13 protein-coding genes are annotated in these 24,720 nt (G+C 39.4%); 6 read left to right on the top strand and 7 right to left on the bottom strand.

Annotated features, from left to right (window positions below; genetic code table 11):
• Nucleotides 1-197: 197 nt before the first annotated feature.
• Entirely contained in the window at nt 198-6,815 is a 6,618-nt protein-coding gene (locus tag ACSQ6I_RS14050) for a PAS domain S-box protein (protein WP_438890937.1), read from the bottom strand.
• Between the two features lie 452 nt (nt 6,816-7,267).
• Between ACSQ6I_RS14050 and ACSQ6I_RS14055 the strand changes: the two genes are divergently transcribed.
• From ACSQ6I_RS14055 to ACSQ6I_RS14080, 6 genes are all read left to right on the top strand, one after another.
• Nucleotides 7,268-7,942 carry a heme oxygenase (biliverdin-producing) gene (locus tag ACSQ6I_RS14055; RefSeq protein WP_438890938.1) on the top strand — a complete coding sequence of 225 codons (675 nt, stop codon included), beginning with the start codon at nt 7,268-7,270 and terminating at the stop codon, nt 7,940-7,942.
• Nucleotides 7,943-8,299: 357 nt separating this feature from the next.
• Complete coding sequence (gene hemN / locus ACSQ6I_RS14060; protein ID WP_438890939.1) at nt 8,300-9,682, top strand: oxygen-independent coproporphyrinogen III oxidase; 1,383 nt, start codon at nt 8,300-8,302, stop codon at nt 9,680-9,682.
• Between the two features lie 175 nt (nt 9,683-9,857).
• Complete coding sequence (locus tag ACSQ6I_RS14065) at nt 9,858-10,130, top strand: GlsB/YeaQ/YmgE family stress response membrane protein (protein WP_438890940.1); 273 nt, start codon at nt 9,858-9,860, stop codon at nt 10,128-10,130.
• A 47-nt stretch (nt 10,131-10,177) separates the two neighbouring features.
• On the top strand, nt 10,178-10,870 hold the full coding sequence (locus ACSQ6I_RS14070; protein WP_438890941.1) for a manganese catalase family protein: 693 nt from the start codon (nt 10,178-10,180) through the stop codon (nt 10,868-10,870).
• A gap of 574 nt (nt 10,871-11,444) precedes the next feature.
• Nucleotides 11,445-15,446: a tetratricopeptide repeat protein gene (locus ACSQ6I_RS14075; protein WP_438890942.1), complete on the top strand. Its 4,002-nt coding sequence runs from the start codon at nt 11,445-11,447 to the stop codon at nt 15,444-15,446.
• Nucleotides 15,447-16,029: 583 nt separating this feature from the next.
• The gene (locus ACSQ6I_RS14080; protein ID WP_438890943.1) at nt 16,030-19,200 is read left to right on the top strand and encodes an MFS transporter; all 3,171 of its coding nucleotides are present in this window, start codon (nt 16,030-16,032) and stop codon (nt 19,198-19,200) included.
• 458 nt (nt 19,201-19,658) lie between these two features.
• On the opposite strand, the gene ACSQ6I_RS14085 is transcribed toward ACSQ6I_RS14080, so the two are convergent.
• From ACSQ6I_RS14085 to nifV, 6 genes are all read right to left on the bottom strand, one after another.
• Nucleotides 19,659-20,549, bottom strand: coding sequence for a hypothetical protein (locus tag ACSQ6I_RS14085; RefSeq protein ID WP_438890944.1), 891 nt, complete (start codon nt 20,547-20,549; stop codon nt 19,659-19,661).
• A gap of 228 nt (nt 20,550-20,777) precedes the next feature.
• Nucleotides 20,778-21,947, bottom strand: coding sequence for a hypothetical protein (locus ACSQ6I_RS14090; RefSeq protein WP_438890945.1), 1,170 nt, complete (start codon nt 21,945-21,947; stop codon nt 20,778-20,780).
• A gap of 277 nt (nt 21,948-22,224) precedes the next feature.
• On the bottom strand, nt 22,225-22,791 hold the full coding sequence (locus tag ACSQ6I_RS14095) for a (2Fe-2S) ferredoxin domain-containing protein (RefSeq protein WP_438890946.1): 567 nt from the start codon (nt 22,789-22,791) through the stop codon (nt 22,225-22,227).
• Between the two features lie 250 nt (nt 22,792-23,041).
• Complete coding sequence (gene nifT / locus ACSQ6I_RS14100; RefSeq protein ID WP_323309584.1) at nt 23,042-23,245, bottom strand: putative nitrogen fixation protein NifT; 204 nt, start codon at nt 23,243-23,245, stop codon at nt 23,042-23,044.
• The gene (locus ACSQ6I_RS14105) at nt 23,220-23,507 is read right to left on the bottom strand and encodes a nitrogen fixation protein NifZ (RefSeq protein ID WP_438890947.1); all 288 of its coding nucleotides are present in this window, start codon (nt 23,505-23,507) and stop codon (nt 23,220-23,222) included. The genes nifT and ACSQ6I_RS14105 overlap by 26 nt, the downstream gene beginning before the upstream one ends.
• Nucleotides 23,494-24,627, bottom strand: coding sequence for a homocitrate synthase (gene nifV / locus ACSQ6I_RS14110; protein WP_438890948.1), 1,134 nt, complete (start codon nt 24,625-24,627; stop codon nt 23,494-23,496). Before nifV ends, ACSQ6I_RS14105 begins: the two co-directional genes overlap by 14 nt.
• Nucleotides 24,628-24,720: the final 93 nt, after the last annotated feature.

Raw genomic sequence — 24,720 nt, forward strand, 5'->3', positions numbered from 1 at the left:
ATAAATTATGCCTTATCGGCATCCTGCATCCGTTAATTCCTAGAGATTTAGTATATAATACATCCTCGCGTCATTATAAAAAACAGTAAAAACCGATTGTGACAGTTGAGGGTGCGGAAGATAGGTTAAATTATAGGGATTTTCGGCTGTATAACTAGAAATAAGCCGATTTGGTGATAATTTATTTTGCAAGAGGTCTATTTTTTTACTGATAAAAGCTGTTGCATTATATTTACAAGTTGTTTGAGTATTACAGGTTTTGTCAGATAGTAGTCTGCTCCGGCTGCTAAACATTTTTCCTGATCACCGGGCATAGCTAAAGCTGTCAAGGCAATGATGGGAATGTTTGCCAATTTTGGTTCTACTCGAATCAACTTGATTGCTTCCATACCATCTATTCCCGGCATTTGAATATCCATTAAAATGAGATTGGGAGTTTGTTCTTTGGTGAGAGCGATCGCTTGCTGACCGTTTTTTGCCAAGATAATACGGTATCCCTTGGCCTCTAAATAATTAGAGATCGTAAAAATATTAGCTTCATTGTCTTCTGCCAGCAAGATGAGAGGAGATTCCTGTGGTGTGTCGTTGGCAGTAGAGTCTACATCAAATGATATCTGCTGGACTGACTCCTGGGAAGACTCAGAAACATGGCCGCAGGGTAAATCAAAGGTAAAGCGGCTTCCCACACCGATTTCACTGCTTACTCCCACCCGTCCACCATGTATTTCCACAATCCGCTTAACGAGTGCAAGCCCCAAACCAGTTCCAGCATATTGGCGGTTTAAGGAACTATCAATTTGGATGAAAGGTTGAAACAGTTTGTCGAGATTTTCTGCGGCGATACCGATGCCTGTATCAATGACTGCAATCTGAATCGAGTTTTGCAGAGATGTCATCTCTACTTCAGGGGCAAGTTGTTGGTGGGTGACTTCTAAAGTGATCTGCCCTCCTTCTGGCGTGAATTTTACAGCATTATTGAGAAGGTTAATCAAAACCTGGCGGATACGTCTTTCATCTAGCAATAAGTTTGGCAAATTGGGTTGAATCTTCACTTCCAGCTGAATGTGTTTTTGGAAGGCTTGTTGTTTGATAAAGGACAAACTGGATTGGCAAAGGGGACTGATGGCTATTTGAGTGTAGTGTAATTCCAGTTGCCCGGCTTCAATTTTTGATAAATCCAGGATGTCGTTAATTAATTCCAACAGGTGGTTTCCGCTACGCTCGATGGTTTGCAAACCCCGTCGTTGTTTCTCGTTGATCGTTCCCAGCACCTCGTCTAGTAATGCTTCTGATATACCCAAAATGGCATTCAGGGGGGTGCGTAATTCATGACTCATGTTAGCGAGGAACTCATCTTTAAGACGAGTAGCACGGGCAAGTTCGTGATTGAAAGCAGCAAGTTGTTTATTTGTCTGGTGCAGTTGTTCTTCTGCTAGTTTGCGTTGACTAATATCTGTGACTCGGACAAGGTTCATTTTCTGACTGGCTACAGTAATTTGTTTGGCGGCCAGGCTGCCCCAAAATAAGTCACCTTTGAAGGTCTTGTATTCAAGTTCCTGATTCCAAAAGCCTTGTTTATACATATCATCTGCAATTACTTGCATCTCTTCGGAGGTGAATTGCAGCTTTTGTAACTCATGTCCTTCAATATTAATCAGATCAATTTTATTGGTAGCTGCAAACATTTCTACTGCCCGTTTGTTACAGTCTATAGTTTTGACAGTTTCTGCATCGACTAGGAATAGGGCATCAGCTGATTCATTAAAAATTGCTTCTCGTAAATCTCGACTGCGAATAATCTCAGCTTCTGCTAGTTTGCGATTGGTGATGTCGTAGTTAACGCCAATCATCCGTTGGGGTTGCCCTTGGGAATTACGCTGAACAATTGCATAGCCTTTGAGGATGCGAATTGCGCCATTGGACAATATAATTCTGAACTCGATATCCAGTTCTTGATCTTCGGCAATAACTTGTTGAACAGTTTCGCGGATAGTGACTCTATCATCAGGATGAACAAATTGCTCAAATTTTGCCCAAGCTCCCTGACTGGGGTCAAAATTCAGAGGTGTCACACCGAATATTTCATACATTTGTTCATCCCAAACGAGGGAATCGTTGATCAAATCCAAATCCCAAATGCCAATTTTTGCGGATTTGACTGCCAAACTCAGGCGATCTGATAAACTGCGGAGTTGTACTTCTGCTGCTTGCAACTGGGCTTCTGATTGTTTGCGTTCACTGATGTCAAAGTTAATGCCGATCATCCGTTGAGCTTGGCCCTGGGAGTCCCACTGGATGAGGGCATAGGCTTTAATAAATTTGATTGTGCCATCAGGCCAGATCACCCTAAATTCAGACTCGAAGTCGCTTTCGCCGGCAATAGCTTGCTGGATAGCGGCACGACAAAATAAAAGATCGTCGGGATGCAAGTTTGCTTCCCATGCTTGGTAAGCACCTGTAAAGTCTGAAGCTTGTACGCCATAGAGTTCGTACATTTGGTCATCCCAGAGCAGGCAATCGTTAACCATATCCCAGTCCCAGATGCCAATTTGAGCAGATTTGATTGCTAGATCCAATCTGTCTGATAAGTTGCGGAGTGCGATTTCGATTTTTTTGCGTTCGGCTTCCATCCGCGCTCTTTCGCTGATATCGAGAATTAATCCATCCCATAAAATATCACCGTTGGCTTGTTTTTGAGGTTGAGCAACGCCCTGTATCCATTTGATATGACCAGATGGGGTAATGACTCTACCTTCCCATGACCATTGCTGCAAAGAAGAGGCTGAACGGATCATAGACTCTTGCAATGTGGGTAAATCATCTGGATGGGTCATGTTAAATAAAACATTGCCATTTTCGAGCATGGTAGCGGATGGTAGTTCATATAGTTCTCGACAGCGATCGCTAATATATACAAATTTATGGGAGCCATCAGGATGGAGAAGATATTGATACATTACGCCAGGGACATTGGCTGCAATCCGCTGGAATCGGACTTCATTTTGGTGTAAAGCTGCTTCTGAGAGTTTGCGTCTAGTGATATCCCTATCCATGCCGCGATAGCCTCGAAATTCTTCATCTTCATCAAAAATAGGAACTGCGCTTGTCTCTAAAGTAATCAGTCTGCCATCTTTATGTAGGTGAATATTTTCTAAGCATTGAAAGGGTGCTTGAACTAAGATGAATTTCATAAACTGTGTCAATACCCTTAGTGCTTCTTCTGGCGGCATTAAATGAAAGGGAGTTTTGCCTAAAACTTCTTCTGGAGAATATCCCAAAACGTCAAAAATTTGCGGACTGGCGTAAGTATAAATCCCACATTCATTAATTTCCCACACCCAATCACTTGATGTTTCGACAAGATTACGGAAGCGTTTTTCACTTTGTTGTAGTTCTGCTGTGCGTTGGGTAACTTGGTTTTCTAAAGTCTGATTTTGTTGCTCTAGAATTTGCAACAAGCGATCGCGTTCCTCTTCTGTATACTTGCGATCTGTAATATCCTCTGCCATCGCACCAATGCGGTAAATTTCCCCAGCCGCATTCCTAATGGGGAAACATCGTCCCCTAATCCACCGCATCGATCCATCAGGTTGAATAATCCGGTATTCCTCGTTTAAGAATACCTGCCCACCAATGTTGTTATAGGCGCTATGAATACGCTGACGATCACCAGGGTGCAAAAAATTCATCCAGGAGTCAGGATTTTCATACAAGCTTTCGCTGGTTTGTTTCCAAATTTTCTCATAGGCAGGGTTGACATAAAGTAACTTTCCTGAATCAATCTGACGAAGTAAAATTACTTCCCGACTGTTTTCTGCAAACTGCCGAAATTTCTCTTCACTAGCCTTTAGTGCATCCTCAGACTGTTTGCGCTCAGTGATATCTTGGCTCATGAGGATGCCTGCAATAACACTACCCTGATCATTTCGCACAGGGATATTATGGGTAATGTAGAGGCGATCGCGATAGGGAACTTCTGCAATCACAGATTCTCCAGCTAGAGCTTGCTGTAACAGAGGTGCAATCACCTTAGATGCCTCTGCTGGAAATATTTCCCAAATCGTTTTGCCTTCCATTTCTACCTTGCTCAAACCAGCATTAGCTAGTCCTAAGCCTCCTACCAGTAGGTATCGCAGGTTATGGTCAAACAGCACAACCATGCCATTGGGAAAGTTATCTACTAATGAACGATAAAGCTGCTCACTGTGACGTAAGGCTGTTTCTGCTTGTTTGCGAAGATTGATGTCTGTAATCGTCCCGACGTATCCTATGACCGTTCCTTCTTGGTCTAGTTCGGGAACTGCTTGCCCAAATACCCAGGTTTCCACCCCATCATGCTGAAACCGATATTCCAAATTAAAAGTTTCACCGCTTTGCACAAGTTGATTCCACTCCGTCTCAACTAGATGTTGATCTTCTGGGTGTAAGGCTCTTTTCCATCCAGACTCAATGGCTGCTTGGGGTGTCAATCCAGTATTCTGACACCAGCGGTCGTTGACATACAAACAATTTCCCGCTGTATCGGTGCGGTAAATACCAACGGGGGCTGATGCTGCTAGAGTTGCATAGCGGCGTTCACTTTTCTGTAATGCCCTCTCCATCTCTTTGCGTTCTGTAATATCTTCATAGCTGACGAGAACGCCAATAATTTCACCAGCAGGGGTGAGCAGGGGTATTTTATTAGTGCGTAACCATCTAGAAAGGTTTTCACCGTTTGTAAATGGTTCTTCAAGATTGAATTGAGGTAGACCAGACTCCATGACTAAGCGATCGCCTGTCTGATAAAGTGGTGCTTGATCTTTCCAAGGCATATCAAAATCAGTTTTGCCAATTATGTCTGCTGGAGATGATATTCCCGCATCTAAAACTAGTTGCCGATTGCAGCCCAAGTAACGGCAGTTTCTGTCTTTCCAAAAGATGGCCATAGGTAGGCTATCCATGACCAGTTGCAGCAAAATTTGGCTTTCCTGAAATGCCTTTTCTGCCTGTTGGCGAATAATTTCGCTGCGTTTGGCTGCGCTGATGTCTCGTGCCACCCAAATTACTGCTTCTGGTGAAATTGGTGAAACTTTGGCACTAAACCAAATGTGTTGATTGCCAATCTGTAAGCTGTATTCGCATTCTAAGGATTCTTGTCTGGCTAGAGTTTGCTCGATCATGCTCACACACAGGTCTGCTACATGACCGGGTAAAACTTCATAGACAGTTTTACCAAGCACTTCTTGAGCAGGTCGGTAAAGCTTATCTGTACTGGTAGGAGCAATTTTGAGATAACGTCCCTGTCTATCTAGCACCACAATCACATCGACCATGGCGTTAAACAGTCCTCGCAGTTCAATTTCTGAGGTTTTTAGAGCTTTTAGAGCGTTTTGACATTCACTTTCAACACGCTTTTTCTCAGTAATATCTCGCCCCTCTGCAATCAGCATTACTATCTGTTCTGATTCATTCTTGAGGGGACGGAGAGAAAAATCTATGGTAGCTACCTGACCTCCAGCACCCAAAACATCTACTTCGTAGCGGATAAATTCGCCTTGGGCTGCACGAGCGATATTTTGCTTTAAGCTGTCTTGCGTTACCTGGGAAATTTTCCACCAATAAGTTTCCCAGAAAGGTCGATTGATGACATCTTCTATTTGTATGCCGCCAAAGTTTAAAGCTGTCTGGTTGGCTTCGAGTAAGATGCCCTCGGTTGTCAGCAGTCCTGTAAACTGAAAAGAGTTATTGAAAATAGCCCGAAATCTGCGCTCACTGGCTTGCAGTTCTTGTGTCCGTTCTTCTACTTTCTGCTCTAGAGAGGTATTGAGATTTTGGAGATTTTCATAAAGTTCTGCTTGTTGAATGGCGACAGATAGCTGTACAGAAAGTTGCTGGAGTAGATCGAGTTCATTTTTCTGCCACTCACGAGTCGTGTTGCACTGGTGAGCAATCAGTAACCCCCAAAGCACATGAGAAGAAGATTGAGAAACAGGTAACAATGTCGAGTTTCCTGTTTGCTTCTTGTCTTCTGCTCCCTGTCCCCTGGCTTCTGTGTTTAGAAAAATGGGTACAACAAGATGAGCCTTGACTTGAAATTGCTCTAGCAGGTTGAGATAAGCAGCTGTTAGCCCAGCATCATGAATATCAGAAATTGCGCGGATTTTGTAATCACGATAGCTTCTGCCATTATTTTCTAATAAACTGTCCTGGATTTGAAGATTGAGGACGGCTTTCCACGGAGATAGTACCGATTCAGCAACGATTTTCCCATTCATTTGCTGATCAAACTGGTATACTATTGCCCGATCTGCTTTGAGAAGTTCCCGAACTTCTTGAACGGCTGTTTTCAGAATTTCCTCTAAATGCAAAAACTGACGAATGCGGAATGAGATGCCAGCAAACAACTGTTTTTGTTGCTCCTGCATCTGAATCTGCTTGATGAGGCGGGTTTTTTCTAGGGCAGTACGAACACCCCTGCGAAGTCCATTAGGGGTGAGTTTGCTTTTGACCATGTAGTCGAGAGCGCCATTTTTCATGGCTGCAACTGCGATCGCTTCATCCCCCTGGTTTGCTAACATGATCACTGGAATTTGCAAACTACCAAATTGCGATCGCAACTGGCTCAAAAATTCTAGCCCATCCACATCTGGCAGTTGATAGTTTAGCAGTATTAAGTCTGGCTGACTTTCAGCCAATTGGGTTAATGCTTCTAATCCAGATTCAGCCTGAAGTACATCATAAGTGGCAGTTCTATCCTCACTTAAATAGCGGCAGTATAGTAACCGATCTTCTGGCGCACCCTCCAGAATCATAATTGAGTAATGGGAGATTGCCATAGCTTTATCCGTAATTCTACAGTTTTAATTACATTTTAGCGTAGCTGTTTTTCTAAACTATCACAAAATTGCCACAATCAATCATTGTTATTAATAGTCAAGTAGATGAGGTTTAATTAGCTTTTAATTACGAGTATATACATAAAACTCAGTAATTGTTATAGACTTCAAGTAATTTTCCCTATAAAAGCAACTTATAGAGCAATTTTACTTAGTTAAAGTCTAAAGAAATAGGACTATATTTACATTTTTCAGAAGATTAATAGTTAAATATTTTGTAAGATATCAAAAATATCCAGGCTCTACATCAGAAGCGGTATCTGCTGGATAAATTAGTGCAGAAACCACATATCTCTACAAAAGCGATTTTTTAACGTTGACATCGACGGTGAACTGATAAACAAGTCGATGACATTCAGGAAATTTGGCGCTTGAACATGAAGGAAGTAACCATGAGTAATAATTTAGCCATCAAACTGCGTTCTGGTACTCAACAAGCTCATACAGACGCAGAAAATGTCGGCTTCATGAAATGTTTTGTCCAAGGTGTGATAGATAGAGACTGCTTTATTCAATTGTTGAGGAACTTGTATTTTGTTTACAGTGAACTAGAAGCAGCAATTGAGAAAAATAAACAACATCCTGTGATTAGTGTAGTTTATTTTCCTGAGCTAAATCGCCAAGCTTCCCTAGAAAAAGACATGGAATTTTATTATGGAAGTCAATGGTACAAGCGGATTGCACCTACAACTGCGGCTCAAAATTATATTGCTCGCATCCAAGAAATATCTGCTCATCAACCAGCATTATTGTTAGGTCATTCCTATACTCGTTATTTAGGTGATCTTTCTGGAGGGCAAATGCTACAAAAAATTGCTCAATCAGCTTTAAAACTATCTGGATATGAAGGAACTTCTTTTTATAACTTTGAGCAAATTCCAGATAAGCAAGCATTCAAAAACAAGTATCGTCAAGCATTAGATACTGTACCCGTTGATGATACAAATGCTGATCAAATTGTAGCAGAAGCTAACCACGCTTTTTATTTGAATATGCAGATCATTAAGGAGTTAGAAAATATTTTAATTTTAGCTCTTGGTCGCGCTACATACAACGATTTGATTTGATCAGTTAATTCTGCAAATAAACTGATAAATTACACAAAATATTACTCCAACCCTTGTTATTTTGTGCTTTTTACGGTTTATTAAAAATAGTAGAATTTACAACTAAACGAGTTTGTGTAGTCGTGAATTCTATTTACTACAACTAGTTTATAGTATTTTTGATCAAAACCGGGTTTCTTGACGTAAGTCCTAGCTAATTCGTTTCAGTATTTTAAACTGAAGCATACAAATATATTGGCAATTAATAATCAAAAAATTGTCAATCTGACAACACAAATTAGGAAAACTAACCGTAAGTATTCCTACAAAATGGCTATGACCACTAGGCACTAAACTCACAGATACTCGGAGGTTTTGATGGTCTTTCTATTACCTGGTGTTAAATTTGATCTGGATCTGATTAAAAAGTACGATACTCGCGCTCCCAGATATACCAGCTACCCACCTGCGACAGAATTAAGTGAAACATTTACTGCGAAAGATTTCCAAACGGCAATAACCGCTTCTAATCAACGTCAAACCCCCTTATCTTTGTATTTCCACATTCCCTTTTGTCAAAGTGCTTGTTATTTTTGTGGCTGTAATACGGTAATTTCTAATAACAAGAATATTGCTAAACCCTATCTACAGCATTTGGCACAAGAAATCAAGAATACAACAGAATTAATTGACACAAGCAGAAAAGTACTTCAGGTTCATTGGGGTGGTGGTACACCTAATTATTTAGAACTGCATCAAGTTGAATTTTTGTGGAATAAGATTAACCGTTATTTCAATATTGATTCTCAAGCAGAAGTTTCAATTGAAATTAACCCCCGCTATGTCAATAGAGACTATATCAAGTTTCTCAGAGATATTGGATTTAATCGCATTAGTTTTGGTATCCAAGACTTTAACCCCAAAGTGCAAGCAGCAGTCAACAGAGTCCAGCCAGAAGCATTGTTATATAATGTGATGGATTGGATTAAAGAGGCTAATTTTGCTAGTGTCAATGTAGACTTAATTTATGGTTTACCCTACCAAACTCTACATACTTTCCGGGAAACCGTACAAAAAACAATCGCTCTAGATCCTGATAGAATTGTGGTATTTAATTTTGCTTACGTACCTTGGATAAAGACTGTGCAAAAAAGGATACCTGAAGAATCGCTACCTACAGCACAGGAAAAGTTAGATATTCTGAAAATGACCATTGAGGAGTTAACAAATAACGAGTATTTGTTTATTGGTATGGATCATTTTGCAAAAACTAACAATGAATTAGCGATCGCTCAACACAATGGTACTCTAAAACGTAACTTCCAGGGCTACACCACCCACGCAGAAACAGAGCTTTTTGGCTTCGGTTCTACATCTATCAGTATGTTAGAAGATGCTTATGCTCAGAACCACAAGGGATTAAAAGATTATTATCAGTCCGTAATAGCAGGTGTTATCCCCACCAGTAAAGGTATCAAACTCACTCAGGATGATATCATCAGACGTGATGTAATTATGTCAATCATGTCTCACTTTCAGCTACATAAGTCAGACATTGAACAGAAATATCACATCAATTTTGATGGATATTTCTCCCAAGAACTAGAGGAATTAAAACCCCTGGAAGCTGATGAATTAGTCAATTTGTTAGCTGATGAAATTCAAATTACAGATAGTGGTAGATTACTCGTGAGAAACATAGCTGTCGTTTTTGATACACATACAAAAACTAGAGCCACAAAATTCTCTCGTGCAATTTGAACTAGACATAGGAGTGAAAACCTTGTAGAGACGTTCCATAGAATGTCTCTACATTCTCTACCGACTTTAAAAATCTCCACCTTTTGATTTAAACATTTATCTCATCTGGTAGAAATAATTATGACTAATTACTGATAAATTCGATACAGGTTAGATTCAGATATTTGAGGAAATTATGAATATTATTGCTTGGATAATTTTAGGAATATTGGCTGGTGCACTCGCTAAAGCTGTTTATCCTGGTTATCAAGGAGGTGGAATTCTCTCGACAATGATTTTAGGTATTGTTGGTGCATTTATTGGTGGTACTTTATTTACATTTTTACGCACAGGAACGCTACAACTGACATCTGCTACATTTAGTCTTCCCGGTTTTTTAGTGGCAATTATTGGTGCAATGATTGCTATTTTTCTATGGGAACTGTTCCAAAGACGCAGTAGAGCCTAATTTTCTAAATTGAGGCTGAACTTAATAGGAGAATAGGAGAAAAAGGTATGTTTTTCCACAAAAAAGATCCGATTCATACAGTCAAAGTTGATGAATCAAACCCTCATTTTGCTCAACTACTCCTAGAGCAATTTGGCGGTGCAACCGGAGAACTATCAGCAGCCTTGCAATATTGGGTACAATCTTTCCATGTAGAAAATGCTGGAATTCGAGATATGCTCCAAGACATAGCCATCGAAGAATTTGGTCATTTAGAGATGGTTGGTAAACTCATCGAATCGCATACGAAAAATACCGACCAAACCGAAGCTTACAAAAGCACTCTTTTTGCTATCCGAGGAGTTGGTCCCCATTTTCTTGATAGTCAAGGAAACGCTTGGACTGCAAATTACTTGAATGAGGGTGGTGATGTAGTCCGTGATTTACGTGCTAATATTGCCGCAGAAGCTGGCGCACGTCAAACTTACGAAGCGTTGATTAAATTAGCAACAGACGAAGGAACTAAACAAACTTTAGTACATTTGTTAACGAGAGAAATTTCACATACCCAAATGTTTATGAAAGCTTTAGATTCTTTGGGTAAGTTAACAGATCCCTTCTTTGGTAATATTCAACCAGATGAAACCGTCTCTCTCTACTACAACTTATCAACAAATGGAACCGAGCAAGAGCAGCGTGGCCCTTGGAATTCTGAACCAACATTTAATTACATCGCAAATCCTTTAGAAATTCATTCTTAGAGGATATCTGAGAAGTAAGTAATTGGACAAAAATATTTACAGTCATTGCGAGCGAAGCGAAGCAATCCCAGCCCCTGCGATTGCGTCATTCCACTTCGTTCCATTCGCAATGACATTGTGTAATTAATTCTGTCCAGGTACTTATCAGGTGTTATCTAAATCCCCTCTTAACCAGAGGGGGATAAGATAGTTTATTTACCTGAAAATCACTATAAGACCCGCTTAGGCGGTTTTTTTGTATGTCTGCATATTGTGAGTTTGTAAAGTATAAATTATGTGACAACTTCTAAGTTACAGCGATTTTTAGGTAAATGAACCACACTTGAAAATCTCACGCAAAGGCGCATTCGCGGAGCGTCCCGCAGGGAAGACGCAAAGGAAGAAAGAAATACATCGACAAAGTTTGGTCTAAATGCGTGAAAAATGCTGTAATGAGGAGGTTTTATTAGAAAATTTTGAATGATGTTTGAAAACCTGCTCCGGCTATGTTGACAACGCAGTTATCAATATTACAAACTGAAGAATCTGCACCTTATGATTGAGCAGGTTTTTCTGTTCAAGGATATTGGAATTAATGATGCTGAAAAAATCACTGTTGGCATTACTCACACTCGTCTCATTACCGGGAATTATGAATATTCTTTTCCTATCAGAGTCTATAGCTGCCATACCTAGACAGATAGAGATCATAGCCCAAAAGCCAGCTAATACAGATAAAGCCGATAAAGCTTTTCAGGAAGGTATTCAACTATTTCAGCAAAAAACAGCAGCATCTCTCAAACAGGCAATTACAAAATTTGAAGAGGCACTTATATTATATGGGAAAGCCAGCAATCGCTCTGCCCAAGCCTTCACTCTTCTTTATATCGGTTCTATTCACAACAACCTGGGAGACAAAAAAAAGGCTCTAGAACACTTTAATCAATCTCTGATTTTATGGCAACAAGTAGAGGGGAAAAATGGAGAAGCTACAGCACTCGACAATATCGCAGCTATCTATTCCCAACTAGGAAAATCGTCAACCGCCCTAGAATACTATCAAAAAGCTCTCCTCCTCTACCAACAATTAGAAAACAAAGCCGAAACAGCAGCAGCGCTCAACAACATTGCAGGCCTTTATTCTCAACTAGGAGAATTGCCAACAGCCCTAAAATATTATCAACAATCTCTTCCCATTTTCCAACAATTAAAAAACAAAGTTGATGAAGCTATTACCCTCATCAAAATTGGCTTCATTTATGATCAAATTGCTAAAGGACAAAAAGCAATAGAATATTATAACTTAGCTCTTCCTATATTTCGACAAATAGAGAATAAATCCCTAGAAGCGCTTACATTAAATAATATTGGTAAAGCCTATGATGATATCGGTGAAAAACAAAAAGCACTAGAATTTTACAACTTAGCTCTTCCTATTAGACAAAAGTTAGGAGATAAAAAAGGAGAAGCTTTGGTTCTCAACAATATAGGCAAGATATATGATGATATCGTCCAAGAAAATAAAGCTCTTGAATATTATAAACAATCTCTTTCTATCTCTCAACAAATAGATGATAAAAACAATCAAGCCAATACACTCCACAATATGGCAGCTATCTATAATGAACTTGATGACAAACAAAAATCCCTAGAATTTTACAATAAATCCTTATCCTTGTGGCAACAAATAGGTAATCAATATAGAGAAGCCCTTGCACTTAATAATATTGGTTTCATCCACTCCAATCTTAATGCAACACAAAAAGCACTAGAATATTATAATCAATCTCTGCTGCTGAGAAGGAAAATTAAAGACCAAATTGGAGAAGCAAATACTCTCAATAATATTGCCTTTCTTTACAATCAAAATGGTGATGGAAATCAAAAACTTAAAGCTTTAGAATACTTCCAGAAATCTTTACTACTTTTTCAAAAAGTAGCTGACAAAGCCAAAGAAACAACAGTTTTAGGTAAAATTGGTGATCTGTACTCAGATATCGGAGAAAAGCAAAAAGCATTAGAATACTATACTCAATCTCTTCCCATCTTTCAAAAGTTAGGCGATAAATCTGGAGAGGCAGTTATTTTCAATCAAATTGCTAAAGTTCATAATGATTTAGGGGAAAATAAAAAAGCACTAGAATACTATACTCAATCTCTTCCCATCTTTCAAAAGTTAGGCGATAAAGGTAAAGAAGCAAGTACTCTCAACAATCTTGGTGGAACTTACGATAAATTAGGAGAAAAACAGAAAGCGCTTTCTTACTATCAGCAATCTCTCAATCTATCCCAACAAGTTGGGGATAAAAATCTAGAAGTATTGGCGATTAACAACATTGGAGGAATTTATGATGATTTGGGAGAAAAGCAAAAATCTTTAGATTATTTTAATCAATCTCTGCTGCTGGCTCGACAAATTGGTAATCAAAATATAGAAGGTATTATTATCAATAATATTGGTAGTATTTATGATAAATTAGGAGAAGAAAATCAGGCACTTGATTACTATAATCAATCTTTAAGTTTATTCAAAAAATTGGGAGATAAATCCAGAGAATCCCTAACCCTCAATAATATTGGTGGGATTTATAATGATTTAGGCGAAAAGCAAAAAGCTCTAGATTACTTCAATCAATCTTTGCCCCTAGCTCGACAAGTAAGTAACAAGAGTAGAGAGGCTTTGCTGCTCAATAATATTGGGGGAATTTATAGCGGTCTAGGAGAAATGCAGAAGGCTTTAGAATATTACCAGCAATCTGTTTTTCTTGCCCAACAAATGGGAGAAAAAGGTTCAGAAGCAATTTTTATTCATAACGTTGCTTCTATCTACTCCGGTACAGGAGAAAAACAAAAAGCCCTGGATTACTATAACAAATCTCTTGTACTCAAAAGAGAAGTAGAAGATAAAGCTGGGGAAGCTTTGAGTCTTTACAATATCGCTGAACTGCAAAGTGAGTTAGGTGATTCTCAACAAGCCCTGACCTCAATAGAAATGGCTATCAAAATTGTAGAAAAACTGCGAACCAAAATTGGTTCCCAAGAACTCCGCGCTTCTTACTTTGCTACAGTTCAAAATTACTATAAATTATATATTGACTTACTGATGCAACTGCATCAAAAAAACCCTAATCAAGGCTATGATGCTCAAGCCCTTCATGCTAGTGAACGTGGCCGCGCTCGCAGTTTGTTGGAACTACTTACAGAAGCGAATGCAGATATTCGTACTGGTGTAGATTCTCAACTCTTAGCTGAAGAAAGTAATTTGCAACAACAACTTAACACCTTAGAAAATAACAAATATCAACTTCTTAATAGTCAGTACAGCCAGAAACAATTAAAAGAAATTCAAGCAAATATTGCATCCTTACTTATCCAAATTGACCAACTGGCAGCAAAAATTCGCCTTACTAGTCCTCGTTATGCTGAACTTAAATATCCCGAACCTTTGACTCTGAAACAGATTCAAGAACAGGTACTAGATGATAACACTGTACTTTTAGAATACTCCTTGGGGAAGAATAGGAGCTATCTGTGGGTAGTTAGCAAAAAGAGGATGACTAGCTATCAACTCCCAAAACTTGTAGAAGTGAAAGCTGCATCTGATGAATTTTACTCCTTTCTGAAGACAGGGAAAGAGGGAGATTCAGAAGCAGGACAGAAATTAAGCCAAATGTTGTTGCAACCAGTAGGGAATCAATTGGGCAACAAACGCTTGCTAATAGTCGGTGACGGGGCATTGCAATATATTCCCTTTGCAGCCCTACCAGTACCTTCAGCAAAATCAGGTTACACACCTCTGTTGGTACAGAATGAAATTGTCTCTTTACCGTCAGCTTCGACTGTAGCTATTTTGCGTCGTCAACTCCGAGGCCGTCGTCCAGCAACTAAAACTCTGGCAGTAATAGCCGACCCGGTATTTGAATTAACAGATACTCGTTTTTCAGGTGTGCCAACGTTTGCTAAGACTACCACCATTGCCAGCAGTCTCACTCGCTCTGCTTTGGATGTTGGTTCTACTCTAAATAGATTGGAATACACACGCCAGGAAGCTGAGAAAATTCTTGCCCTTGTCCCAGAAAATAAACGTTTGCAAGCATTCGATTTCCAAGCTTCTCGTGACATAGCAACTAATTCTGAATTAGGAAATTACCAAATTATTCATTTAGCAACTCACGGTTTAATCAATTCTACCCATCCAGAGTTATCTGGTGTGGTATTGTCTTTATTTGATCAAAATGGCAAATCACAAAATGGTTTTCTGCGTCTTCAAGATATTTTTAACCTTAATTTACCTGCTGAATTAGTAGTTTTAAGTGCTTGCGAAACGGGACTGGGTGAGGAAGTGAAAGGTGAGGGTTTAGTGGGTTTAACGAGAGGGTTTATGTATGCAGGAGCTAAACGGGTGGTGGTGAGTTTGTGGAGTGTGAGCGATGTGGGTACAGCGGAGTTGATGACTAAGTTTTATCAAAAAATGCTCAAGGAGGGGTTAAATCCAATGGCAGCATTGAGGACGGCGCAATTAGAAATGTGGCGCAATCAGAACTTTTCTGCACCTTATTATTGGGCAGCTTTTTCTATTCAAGGTGATTGGCAGTGATGCAAACTGAGGAGATGTCTAAAGATCAGGTTTAACAATCAAGAATTCAGGAGTCAGGAGTCAGGAGTCAGGAGAAAGAAGAATCATCTATAAACTGAAAAAGTGCTTGAATTTTTATGGTATCAACGCGTTATTTATTGCACATTATCAATATTGAATATGACTATAAAAATTAATTTATTCAGGTTTTCTATTTACAGCGGATTTCGTTAGGAAATATCTAGCGGGCAAGATGCCCGCACCACAAGAGTTTTATTATTCAAGCTTGTACATCATTTAAATGAAATCTGCTGCATATAGCTATAGCTTGCGTGACTCCTACTTTTAACCAAAAACTTTTATGGCTTACGCTACGCTATCAGCAAGCCCTAATTAATATCTCTTACAGCATAGAAGCTTATATATCGAATGGCAGAAGATATTACAGAAAAGCCGAAGCTAATATTATACAGTTGCAAGCCCTAATTTGATTCATTCTACGACCAAAATAGACGACAGCTATTACTCCTACCAAGGATACCTTTGAGGCGTGTTTCTTAATCAAGATTTACGCAGTATTTATTTCGAGTTTCAAGAGGAAATTATGTTTTTTACAAGTTTATTAACTACTTTCAATTGGTGCTATTTGCACTTAGGACTAGCTCCAATTACAGTGACTGGTGATGTTTTTATTCCAGAACAAGCACCATTTATATTTTCTAGTTCTAATTTTTTGCTGGCTTTGCTATGTGGTGTACTCATGGCATTTGCTTTTCAATTATTATTCACAAATCTTTCTGTAGCTGCGGGAATTTCAGCTATAGGAACTGGTGCATATTCTGATGTTGATGATGCAGAAACAGTGGGAGGTACAATTCGTAAATTTGAAGCCAAAGTTGGGACTTGGGCAATTGCTAGTTCCAGTATTGCATTGTTCCTCGCTTGTTTTTTGGCTGTTAAACTGAGCTTAATTGAAAGTGTGTTTTTAGGAGCAGTTATTGGTGTAGTTATTTGGTCTAGCTTCTTCACCGTAATTATGTGGCTGGGTTCCAATGCTCTAGGCTCTTTAATTGGTTCTTTTGTTAACACTGTAACTTCGGGCATTCAAGGTTTGATGGGTACTGCAACTAATGCTCTTGGTGCTAATGTTGCTCAAAAACAGATGGTGGCTACGGCTGAAGAAATTACAGCCGCAGTTCGTCGAGAATTAACTTCAGGTTTTGATGCTGACAGTATTAGAAATACTTTGCAAAGTTCTTTGAGTTCTCTAAAGTTACCAAATCTAGATGTTAAAGAAATTAGAAATCAATTTGACCAATTGTTAAAAGATTTAGATTTGCGAGATATTGGCGATAGGGAATTTCTGAAGAATATTAATCGTCAGACTTTTGTTGATTTAATCAGCAGTCGGACTGATTTTTCTCAAGAACAGGTAAAACAAGTTGCTGACCAACTTGAGGAAGCTTGGAAGCAGGTTATAAATCGCCAAGATTCAACAGAAAAAGTCCTTGATTTACTAAAATCTGCCAGCCCAGAAGAACTAAAATCTGAAAAATTAGGTGAACGACTTCAAGAGTTGATAAGTGTTGGTGGTGGAAATGGCAAGCAAACCAATGGTGTGATAAAAAAAGCTGTTCAATATGGTTTGGGTGCTGCGGGAACAGCAGTTTTAGAGAGGGTTAACCTTGCTGATATTAATGTTCAGGAAATTACTAGTGAATTAAAAAAAATTGGTAGCAGGGTTCAAGATGTTGATGTCGATAAAATTATTGAGCAACTGAAACAGGTTACTAAGCAAACTAGTGAGCAAGCACGTAAAATTGGTACTCAATTTGCTGAAGGTTTACCAACACAATCTCAGAATAATATCAAAGCAGATGTAGAAGATTATATCCTTAATTCTTTTCCTTGGCATTTCAACCGGATTACGGTTCAAGATGAATTTAGAGAAGTGATTTATGATGAAAATGCCAACCCTAGAACTGTCCGCCGTGAGTTAGAAGAAATCAACCAAGATTACTTTGTTAATTTGCTGAGACAACGGGGTGGTATCAGCGAAGATAGAATGACAGAAATTGCCGAACAATTAGAAGGTATTCGTCAAGAAGTTTTACAAATTGTTCAGCAAAGGGAAGAACAGGAGCAAACTCAGAATTTACGTAGTAGGATAGAAGATTATCTGCGGAATACTAATAGGGAGGAACTGAATCCTGAAGGTATTGAGCGAGATTTTAGTACTCTGTTGGCAGATCCAGAAGCTGGTTTTGAAAGTTTGCAGAAACGTTTGGGTGAATTTGACCGCGATACGTTTTTACAATTACTTCAGCAACGGGAGAATATCAGCGAAGAGGAAGCTAACAATATTTTTGGTCAACTCGAAAGTACTCGTGATAATGTTATTAACCGTGGCAGAGAATTGCAAGAACAAGCCAGAAATAAGGCTGATGAATTGCGCCAAAGGGTAGAAGATTATTTGCGAAATACGAATAAGGATGAACTCAATCCTGATGCTATCAAGCGGGATTTTCAAGTTTTGTTAGAAGACCCGGAAACAGGAATAAATATTTTGCGTTCTCGCTTATCGCAATTCGATAGAGATACTTTAGTACAATTATTGAGTCAGCGTCAAGATTTAAGTGAGGAACAGGTTAATCAAACTCTAGACGCTTTGGAAAGGGTACGAGATAATATTCTGCAAACACCGCAGAAAGTTGCAGACAAAACGAAAGAGCAGTATGAACAAACGACAACAGCCATAGCTGATTATCTGCGGAATACTAATTTGGAAGAACTCAATCCAGAAGGTATTCAGCGAGATTTGCAACAGTTGTTTAATGAACCACAAAAAGGTGCTTTAGCATTACGCGATCGCTTGTCGCAGTTTGACCGCGAAACTTTAGTTAAATTGCTCAGTCAGCGCGAGAATTTGAATGAGGAACAAGTTAACCAAATTATTGATTCTGTACAAGAAGCGATCGCTAATATTGTCAAAACTCCCCAACGTTTAGCACAACGTACTACTAAGCAAGCGGTAGAATTTGAAGCAAATCTGGAAAATTATCTACGTAATACCAACAAGGAAGAACTCAATCCCGAAGGTATCAAACGTGACTTGCAATTGCTGCTGTCTTCACCCCGCGCAGGTATGGGAACTCTAAGCGATCGCATTTCTCACTTCGACCGTTCTACTTTAGTCGCTTTGCTTTCTCAACGTGAGGATATCTCAGAAGCAGAAGCGAACCGCATTGTAGACCAAATCGAATCGGTGCGTGACTCGATTGTTGAACAATTCCAGCAAATTCAGCAAAGAGTGCGATCGCTCGTTGATAGAATTTTTGACAGAGTTCGTAACTATCTCAACTCTATGGAGCGTCCTGAACTCAATTATGAAGGTGTCCAGCAGGATTTTGCGAAAATATTCGATGATCCTCAAGCCGGATTTGAAGCCTTGCGCGATCGCTTAAGTCAATTCGATCGAGATACCTTAGTTGCTCTCCTCAGTTCCCGTTCCGATATCTCCGAGGAGCAAGCAAATCAAATTATCAATCGAGTCGAATCTGCGCGGGATACCGTATTACACCGAGCCGAACGCATCCAGCAAGAAACCCAAAAAAGACTGCGAGCAATTAGAGAACAAGCGAAACAGCAAGCAATTGACAGCAAAAAAGCCGTTGCAGATGCTGCTTGGTGGTTATTTAACGCCGCTTTAGTCTCCCTAGCCGCATCCGTAATAGCTGGAGTTTTAGCAGTCATTACTCCTAATTTATTTGCTTAAAGCTTCTCTAAATTAGTAATCAAGCCTCTCATTGAGAGGCTTTTTATTTGCATATATAGCGTTTCCTAATCACATGAGGTATATCATAGCCCCCTCATCGCTTGCGGTGAACCAGCGCTGTAGGCGGGTTTCCCACCGTAGGCGACTGGTGAATCCGAAGGAGGAGGGGGTTGGGGGTGGGGTTTTTGTACCTCACTTAACCGATAACCGCTATATTTAAAACTTAACTCAAATGATTTTCTAACAAAGATGCGCGGAAAATCGGTTTTTGGAATGCAAGATTAATGGTTAGGTTGGTATAGCCCTATAGGCATAGCTGCGCGAAAGCGTAACCCACCATAAGAAGATATATATAATTACCAATGGCTAATGGTGGGTTACGGCGCTTGATCCAGTTATTCATGAATCAAGATTTTTTGCAAATGCCCCTAACGCACCCTACGGACTTAATCTCAATACTACTGGATTGCAGCCCTTAATTCTGTGAGAGCTTTACCAATTTCCACAAAGTCTGAATTTCGTACAAGTTGCTGAAGAGTGGCTGGATCGCTTTCTAGAACAATCTTGTTGTGGATATTAATAGCTTCGTTCAGTTTATCAACATTCACAGTTGGTGCTTCATTAGCCTCAGCAATTGTTAAACCAGCTTTGAAAGCTTTCATACTCGCTACTAACTTTCCTTGTGGTAACTGAACTGAAGGAAGACTGGGTGTAGTAGAAGCATCGGAAGAGGTTAAGAAAATATGAGGTAATACACTTGTGAATGCTTTTGCTAATTGTGGTTGAAGCCCATTTGAAACGAAGTATCTCTGAAGTAAAATAGCTTTAAACCGTGTAAATCTACTATCCCTTCCACTAGCACGCAGTCTAGCAGCAATATCATTTAGCTTCTTTACAGCATCAGGTAAAAGCGTAATCTTGATAGACCCATCCAGTTCTTTTGTGACAATGATATTAGATGAAGTTGCTCCACTAGCAGATCCCGCCTCACCTTTACTCGGTGATTGACCAGGGGTATTTGTGTTTCCACCACCACTACCAGATCCCGCCTGACCTTTACTTGGTGATTGACCAGGGTGATTTATGCTTCCACCACCACTGCCAGATCCCGCCTGACCCTTACTCGGTGATTGACCAGGGTGATTTATGCTTCCACCACCACTGCCAGATCCCGCCGGACCTTTACTCGGTGATGGGTGATAATTTGTGGGTGGGGTTGCACCACCACTACCAGATCCTGCCTGACCTTTACTCGGTGAACTAGCTTGGACTTGATTCGTTAACTGCAAAGAAAGTGAAATTAAAGGCGCACAAGCCAGAGCGATAAAAAAGGTTCTGATTTTTAACATGGTGATTCTCTAGATAGTCGATATTGAAGTGCTGATTTAGGGTTGGCTGAAAAACTTTGTCGTGAGGAGTGGCTTGACGTAAGCCATAGAGTAGGAATCAAGAGAAGGCAGTACGGTCTTGAGGTTTCCCAAGAGCAACTGCCTTTCAGGAGTCGGCAGGAGAAATTAGGAAGTTTTCAGAATCATTGAAAACCTTCATGTATTGTTTGAGTTTTGATGCTATCAAACCTATCTAGGTAGGAAATTGAAACCATAGCCCACAGTCAGAACAAGTATCCTACCGCCGAAACTGTTATCTGTGAGATCAGCACCTTGAGCAGTAATTATCAAGGGAATGGTAGGCACAGGAACGAAGGAAACCCCAGCATTTAAACCTACTCCACTCCAACCGAAACCCATACCAATCTGGGGATGAACTTGCACACCCACTCCAGCAAATACACCAGTACTTTCATTCCCTTGTCGGAAGTCGCCACCACCGGCTCCTAAAGAAAAGGAGATAGCCATTGGATTAACAGAATTGTCGGGCTGTAAAAGAGAGTATGTTGTAACTACACCATAAGCACCGGAAGGTCTAATTCCTTCATTACCATACTGGGCAAAGGTATTCCAGCCAGCAGCTACAGCAACTTGATTGTTGCCTTTAACATAGACAACGCGGTGAGCTTTGAGGTCAAAAGTGCCGTTATAACCGAAGTTTTTGATACTACCGTTGTTGAAGGTGAATTCCAAACCAATTAGGTTGTAGGCATCTCCTAAGCCAAAACCTGCGCTCATACTCGCGTCTGGGTTCCCGTCCCTACTTTTACCTGCTGTAGCGCCCGATGCTCCTACAAATAAGTCACCCCAAGCCGCCCCAAAAGCACTCGGAGCGCCAAAACTGAGTCCAGGTTGGTAGGTTCGCTTGGGTGGAGGAGTTTGTGGAGGAGTTTGTGGAGGAGTTTGTGGAGGAGTTATTTGAAACAGAGGTTCAACTAATAAATCTTGGCGTAATTTATTAACATTTCCAAATGTATCACCTGCATCACCAGAGGCATCTATCTGTTGGGTGATAGTTTGGTTTTGAGTAGGAGAAAGTTTCTTGGCTTCACCAAAGGTATCACCTGCACCACCAGAGGCATCTATTTGTTGGTTGAGAATCTGTTGTTGTTTGAACTGAATCAAACGTTGCTTCAGTTTAAAAGATGGATGTTGCGATTTTTGGCTAATCTTTTCAGTGGATTCTGCTTTTTTATCAGTCGCTAATTCCTTGCTTGCAGCATCAGTAACTTCTCTATCAACCGCAGATGCAGCTTTAATGGCGACAGATGTAGATAGGAAAAGGCCACCTAAAAGATTTATTCCAATCAACAGCAGCCAATTAGCGGAAATTACATTGGCAAATTGGCATTTATTCAAAGTTATGGTCCTCACACTCTTATAGAACTTATTTATTTGATTAAAGGATATTCGTAAACTACCAAAAGGTAGATTTTACCGTTATTACTGAGGTTAAATACAACGGAAAATCAAGGTTTTATTAATGTACTGAGATGCTTTAATGTGCTAGATTTAATAGCAGGAGACCCTTTCAAAATATCCTCTAATATAAAATTTATCCAATAGTGAATTAGACAGATCCGGAAAAGAATTTTAAGCTGATCATTCAAATTTCAGCTTAAAAATGTGAGTTTTGTTACATTATTTTCTCACTTTTAAAACATCCTTTTAAATGATTCTCTAACAAAGAAGCAATCGCTTCTGGATGAACTTTTTTGTATTGCTTTTTACCCAACATCAAAACACAATTGGGTGCGCTACTACAACGTTTTTGACAGTCGGTGTGTTCAATAGTAACTTGATCTGACAAACCGCGATCGCACAGAGTTTTCTCTAACTCTGATAATAAACCTTTTCCACCCCGCTTCATACAACCAGATTTTTGACAAACCATAATCTTCGCCTTGGTTTGTGGTAGTCGATTTTCAATAAGACACAAACCAACTGCTTCAACTTGATAAGCCTTGAGTTTAACTTTACTTGTTCGCGAGTTTAATTTACCGATAGCACCAATGCGAATTTGTTCACCAGGAACTAAAGTAGATATTGGAGAACAGCGCAAGTCTTTAGGTAGTTTAACTTTCACCTTTCCTGAAGGAATCGCTAACCGTAAATGTTTATATTGTCCTGATTTATCACCGACAAAACCTAAAAACTGTCCCTCAAGATTCAATTCCGATAAAGTCTGGTACTTTTCACCCATATCAGTAACTCAAAATTCCAAAATTAACTTCTGTTTAACCTGAGTTAGATAGGGTGAATCATGTCTAATTCGTAATTCATAATTCGTAATTCGTAATTCGTAATTGAAGAGAGCAAATGACACCATCAATTAAGCGGTTCAATTTCTCAATGATGAGAATTACAAATTAAGGATTATCAATTACTAATTATTTTGACATGATTTGAAAGATAGATTTTCACTATCTTCCCATCTCCCTACCATCAAAATTTTAAGCGAGGCGTTTAGCTTCTACAGTGAGGGGTAATTTTTCCGTAGCTGGTAACTCACTAAATTCTAATTCCCAACCATTAGCTAAAGTAAGAACCTTACCTGCATCACTATCTGTTTGTTTAACAACTTCTTCTTCAAGGTCTTTTTTGGCAACATAAGCCACCAAAGTACCAGCATCATTCATTCGTAGCATTACTTTCATTATTTTCCTCAACAATTTCTAGTTCTTTTTTCTTACAACCGATGACGAACCCTGTTTCTAAGAAATGCACCGCATAAATATAGGTATTTTGTAAATATGTACCTATACTTGCTATATAACCAACGTCTCCCTTTTGAGCCAAAACTGCACCAATGTCTTGACCGGGAAACGTGCCATCATTTTTGATCAATTTACGAATTCGTACCTTTTGACCAATTTCAAAAGCGGGAGGTAAGTCCAGTTCTAATTCATCGCGCTGCATGAGAATACCTCTGTTCACGTACTAAATTTAACAATTCTTCTGTGGTGAGACTGCGTTTTTTTAGTGTTGATTGTTGACGCACTGCATCTAATATAGATTGGGTTTCTTCCGCATTCAAAAAAATGCCATACTGTTCTAATAAGTTAGAGACTAAATGCCGTCCAGAATGTTTACCTATTACTAAAGTGCGTTCCCAACCTACTTCTTCAGGAGCAAAGGGTTCATAAGTTTCTGGGTTTTGTAATACACCATGAGCATGAATACCAGATTCATGAGCAAAGGTATTTTTACCAACAATTGCTTTCCAAGGTTGAACATTAGCACCGGAAGCAGCCGCAACTAATTGAGATAGTTCTAATAAATGTCGAGTGTTAATACCTAAATCAACACCATAAATACATTTAAGTGCCATCACAACTTCTTCTAAAGCTGCATTTCCGGCTCTTTCACCTAAACCATTAACAGTGGTATTGACAGAAACTGCACCGGCTTTAATACCAGCAATAGCATTAGCAGTTGCTAGACCAAAATCATTATGAGTGTGAATTTCTAGGGGAATTGATAAAGTAGATACTAACCGCTTAACTTTGAGATGTGTTCCAAAGGGATCTAGAACTCCAACTGTATCGCAAAAACGAAATCTTGATGCACCCCATTCTTGAGCATACAATGCTACATCTTCGAGAAAGTTTTCATCTGCTCTAGAAGAATCTTCTCCTCCTACTGCGACCCAAAGACCATTATCAACAGCGAAGCTAATACAGTCTTTGAGTCTTTGTAAACTTACTCTCCATTGACCATGAAATTTAGCGGCAATTTGAATACCAGAAACGGGAATAGCAATATGTACTCGTTGAAGTCCGCAAGCGATAGAAGCTTTAATATCTGAGATTACAGCGCGGTTCCAACCTAGTAATTTGGCATCTAAATCTAAGTTGACAATTTCTGTAATTGCCCGAATTTCCTCTTCTCCCATTGCCGGAATACCGACTTCTATTTCAGGAACACCAATGGCATCAAGAAATTGAGCAATTGCCACTTTTTCTTCTAAGTTAAAAGCAACACCTGCCGCCTGTTCTCCATCACGTAAGGTGGTATCATTAATAATGATTTGACTCATCTCAAATATTCCTCTGGCGGAGTTTTTACTAATACCCTTTAACACTACAATCCCTAGTAATAATAGATATAAAAGAAATATTAAAAATTTCTA

Origin of the sequence: Anabaena sp. WFMT, from assembly GCF_051781005.1 — a bacterium.
In the GTDB taxonomy this organism is placed as follows: Bacteria; Cyanobacteriota; Cyanobacteriia; order Cyanobacteriales; family Nostocaceae; genus Anabaena.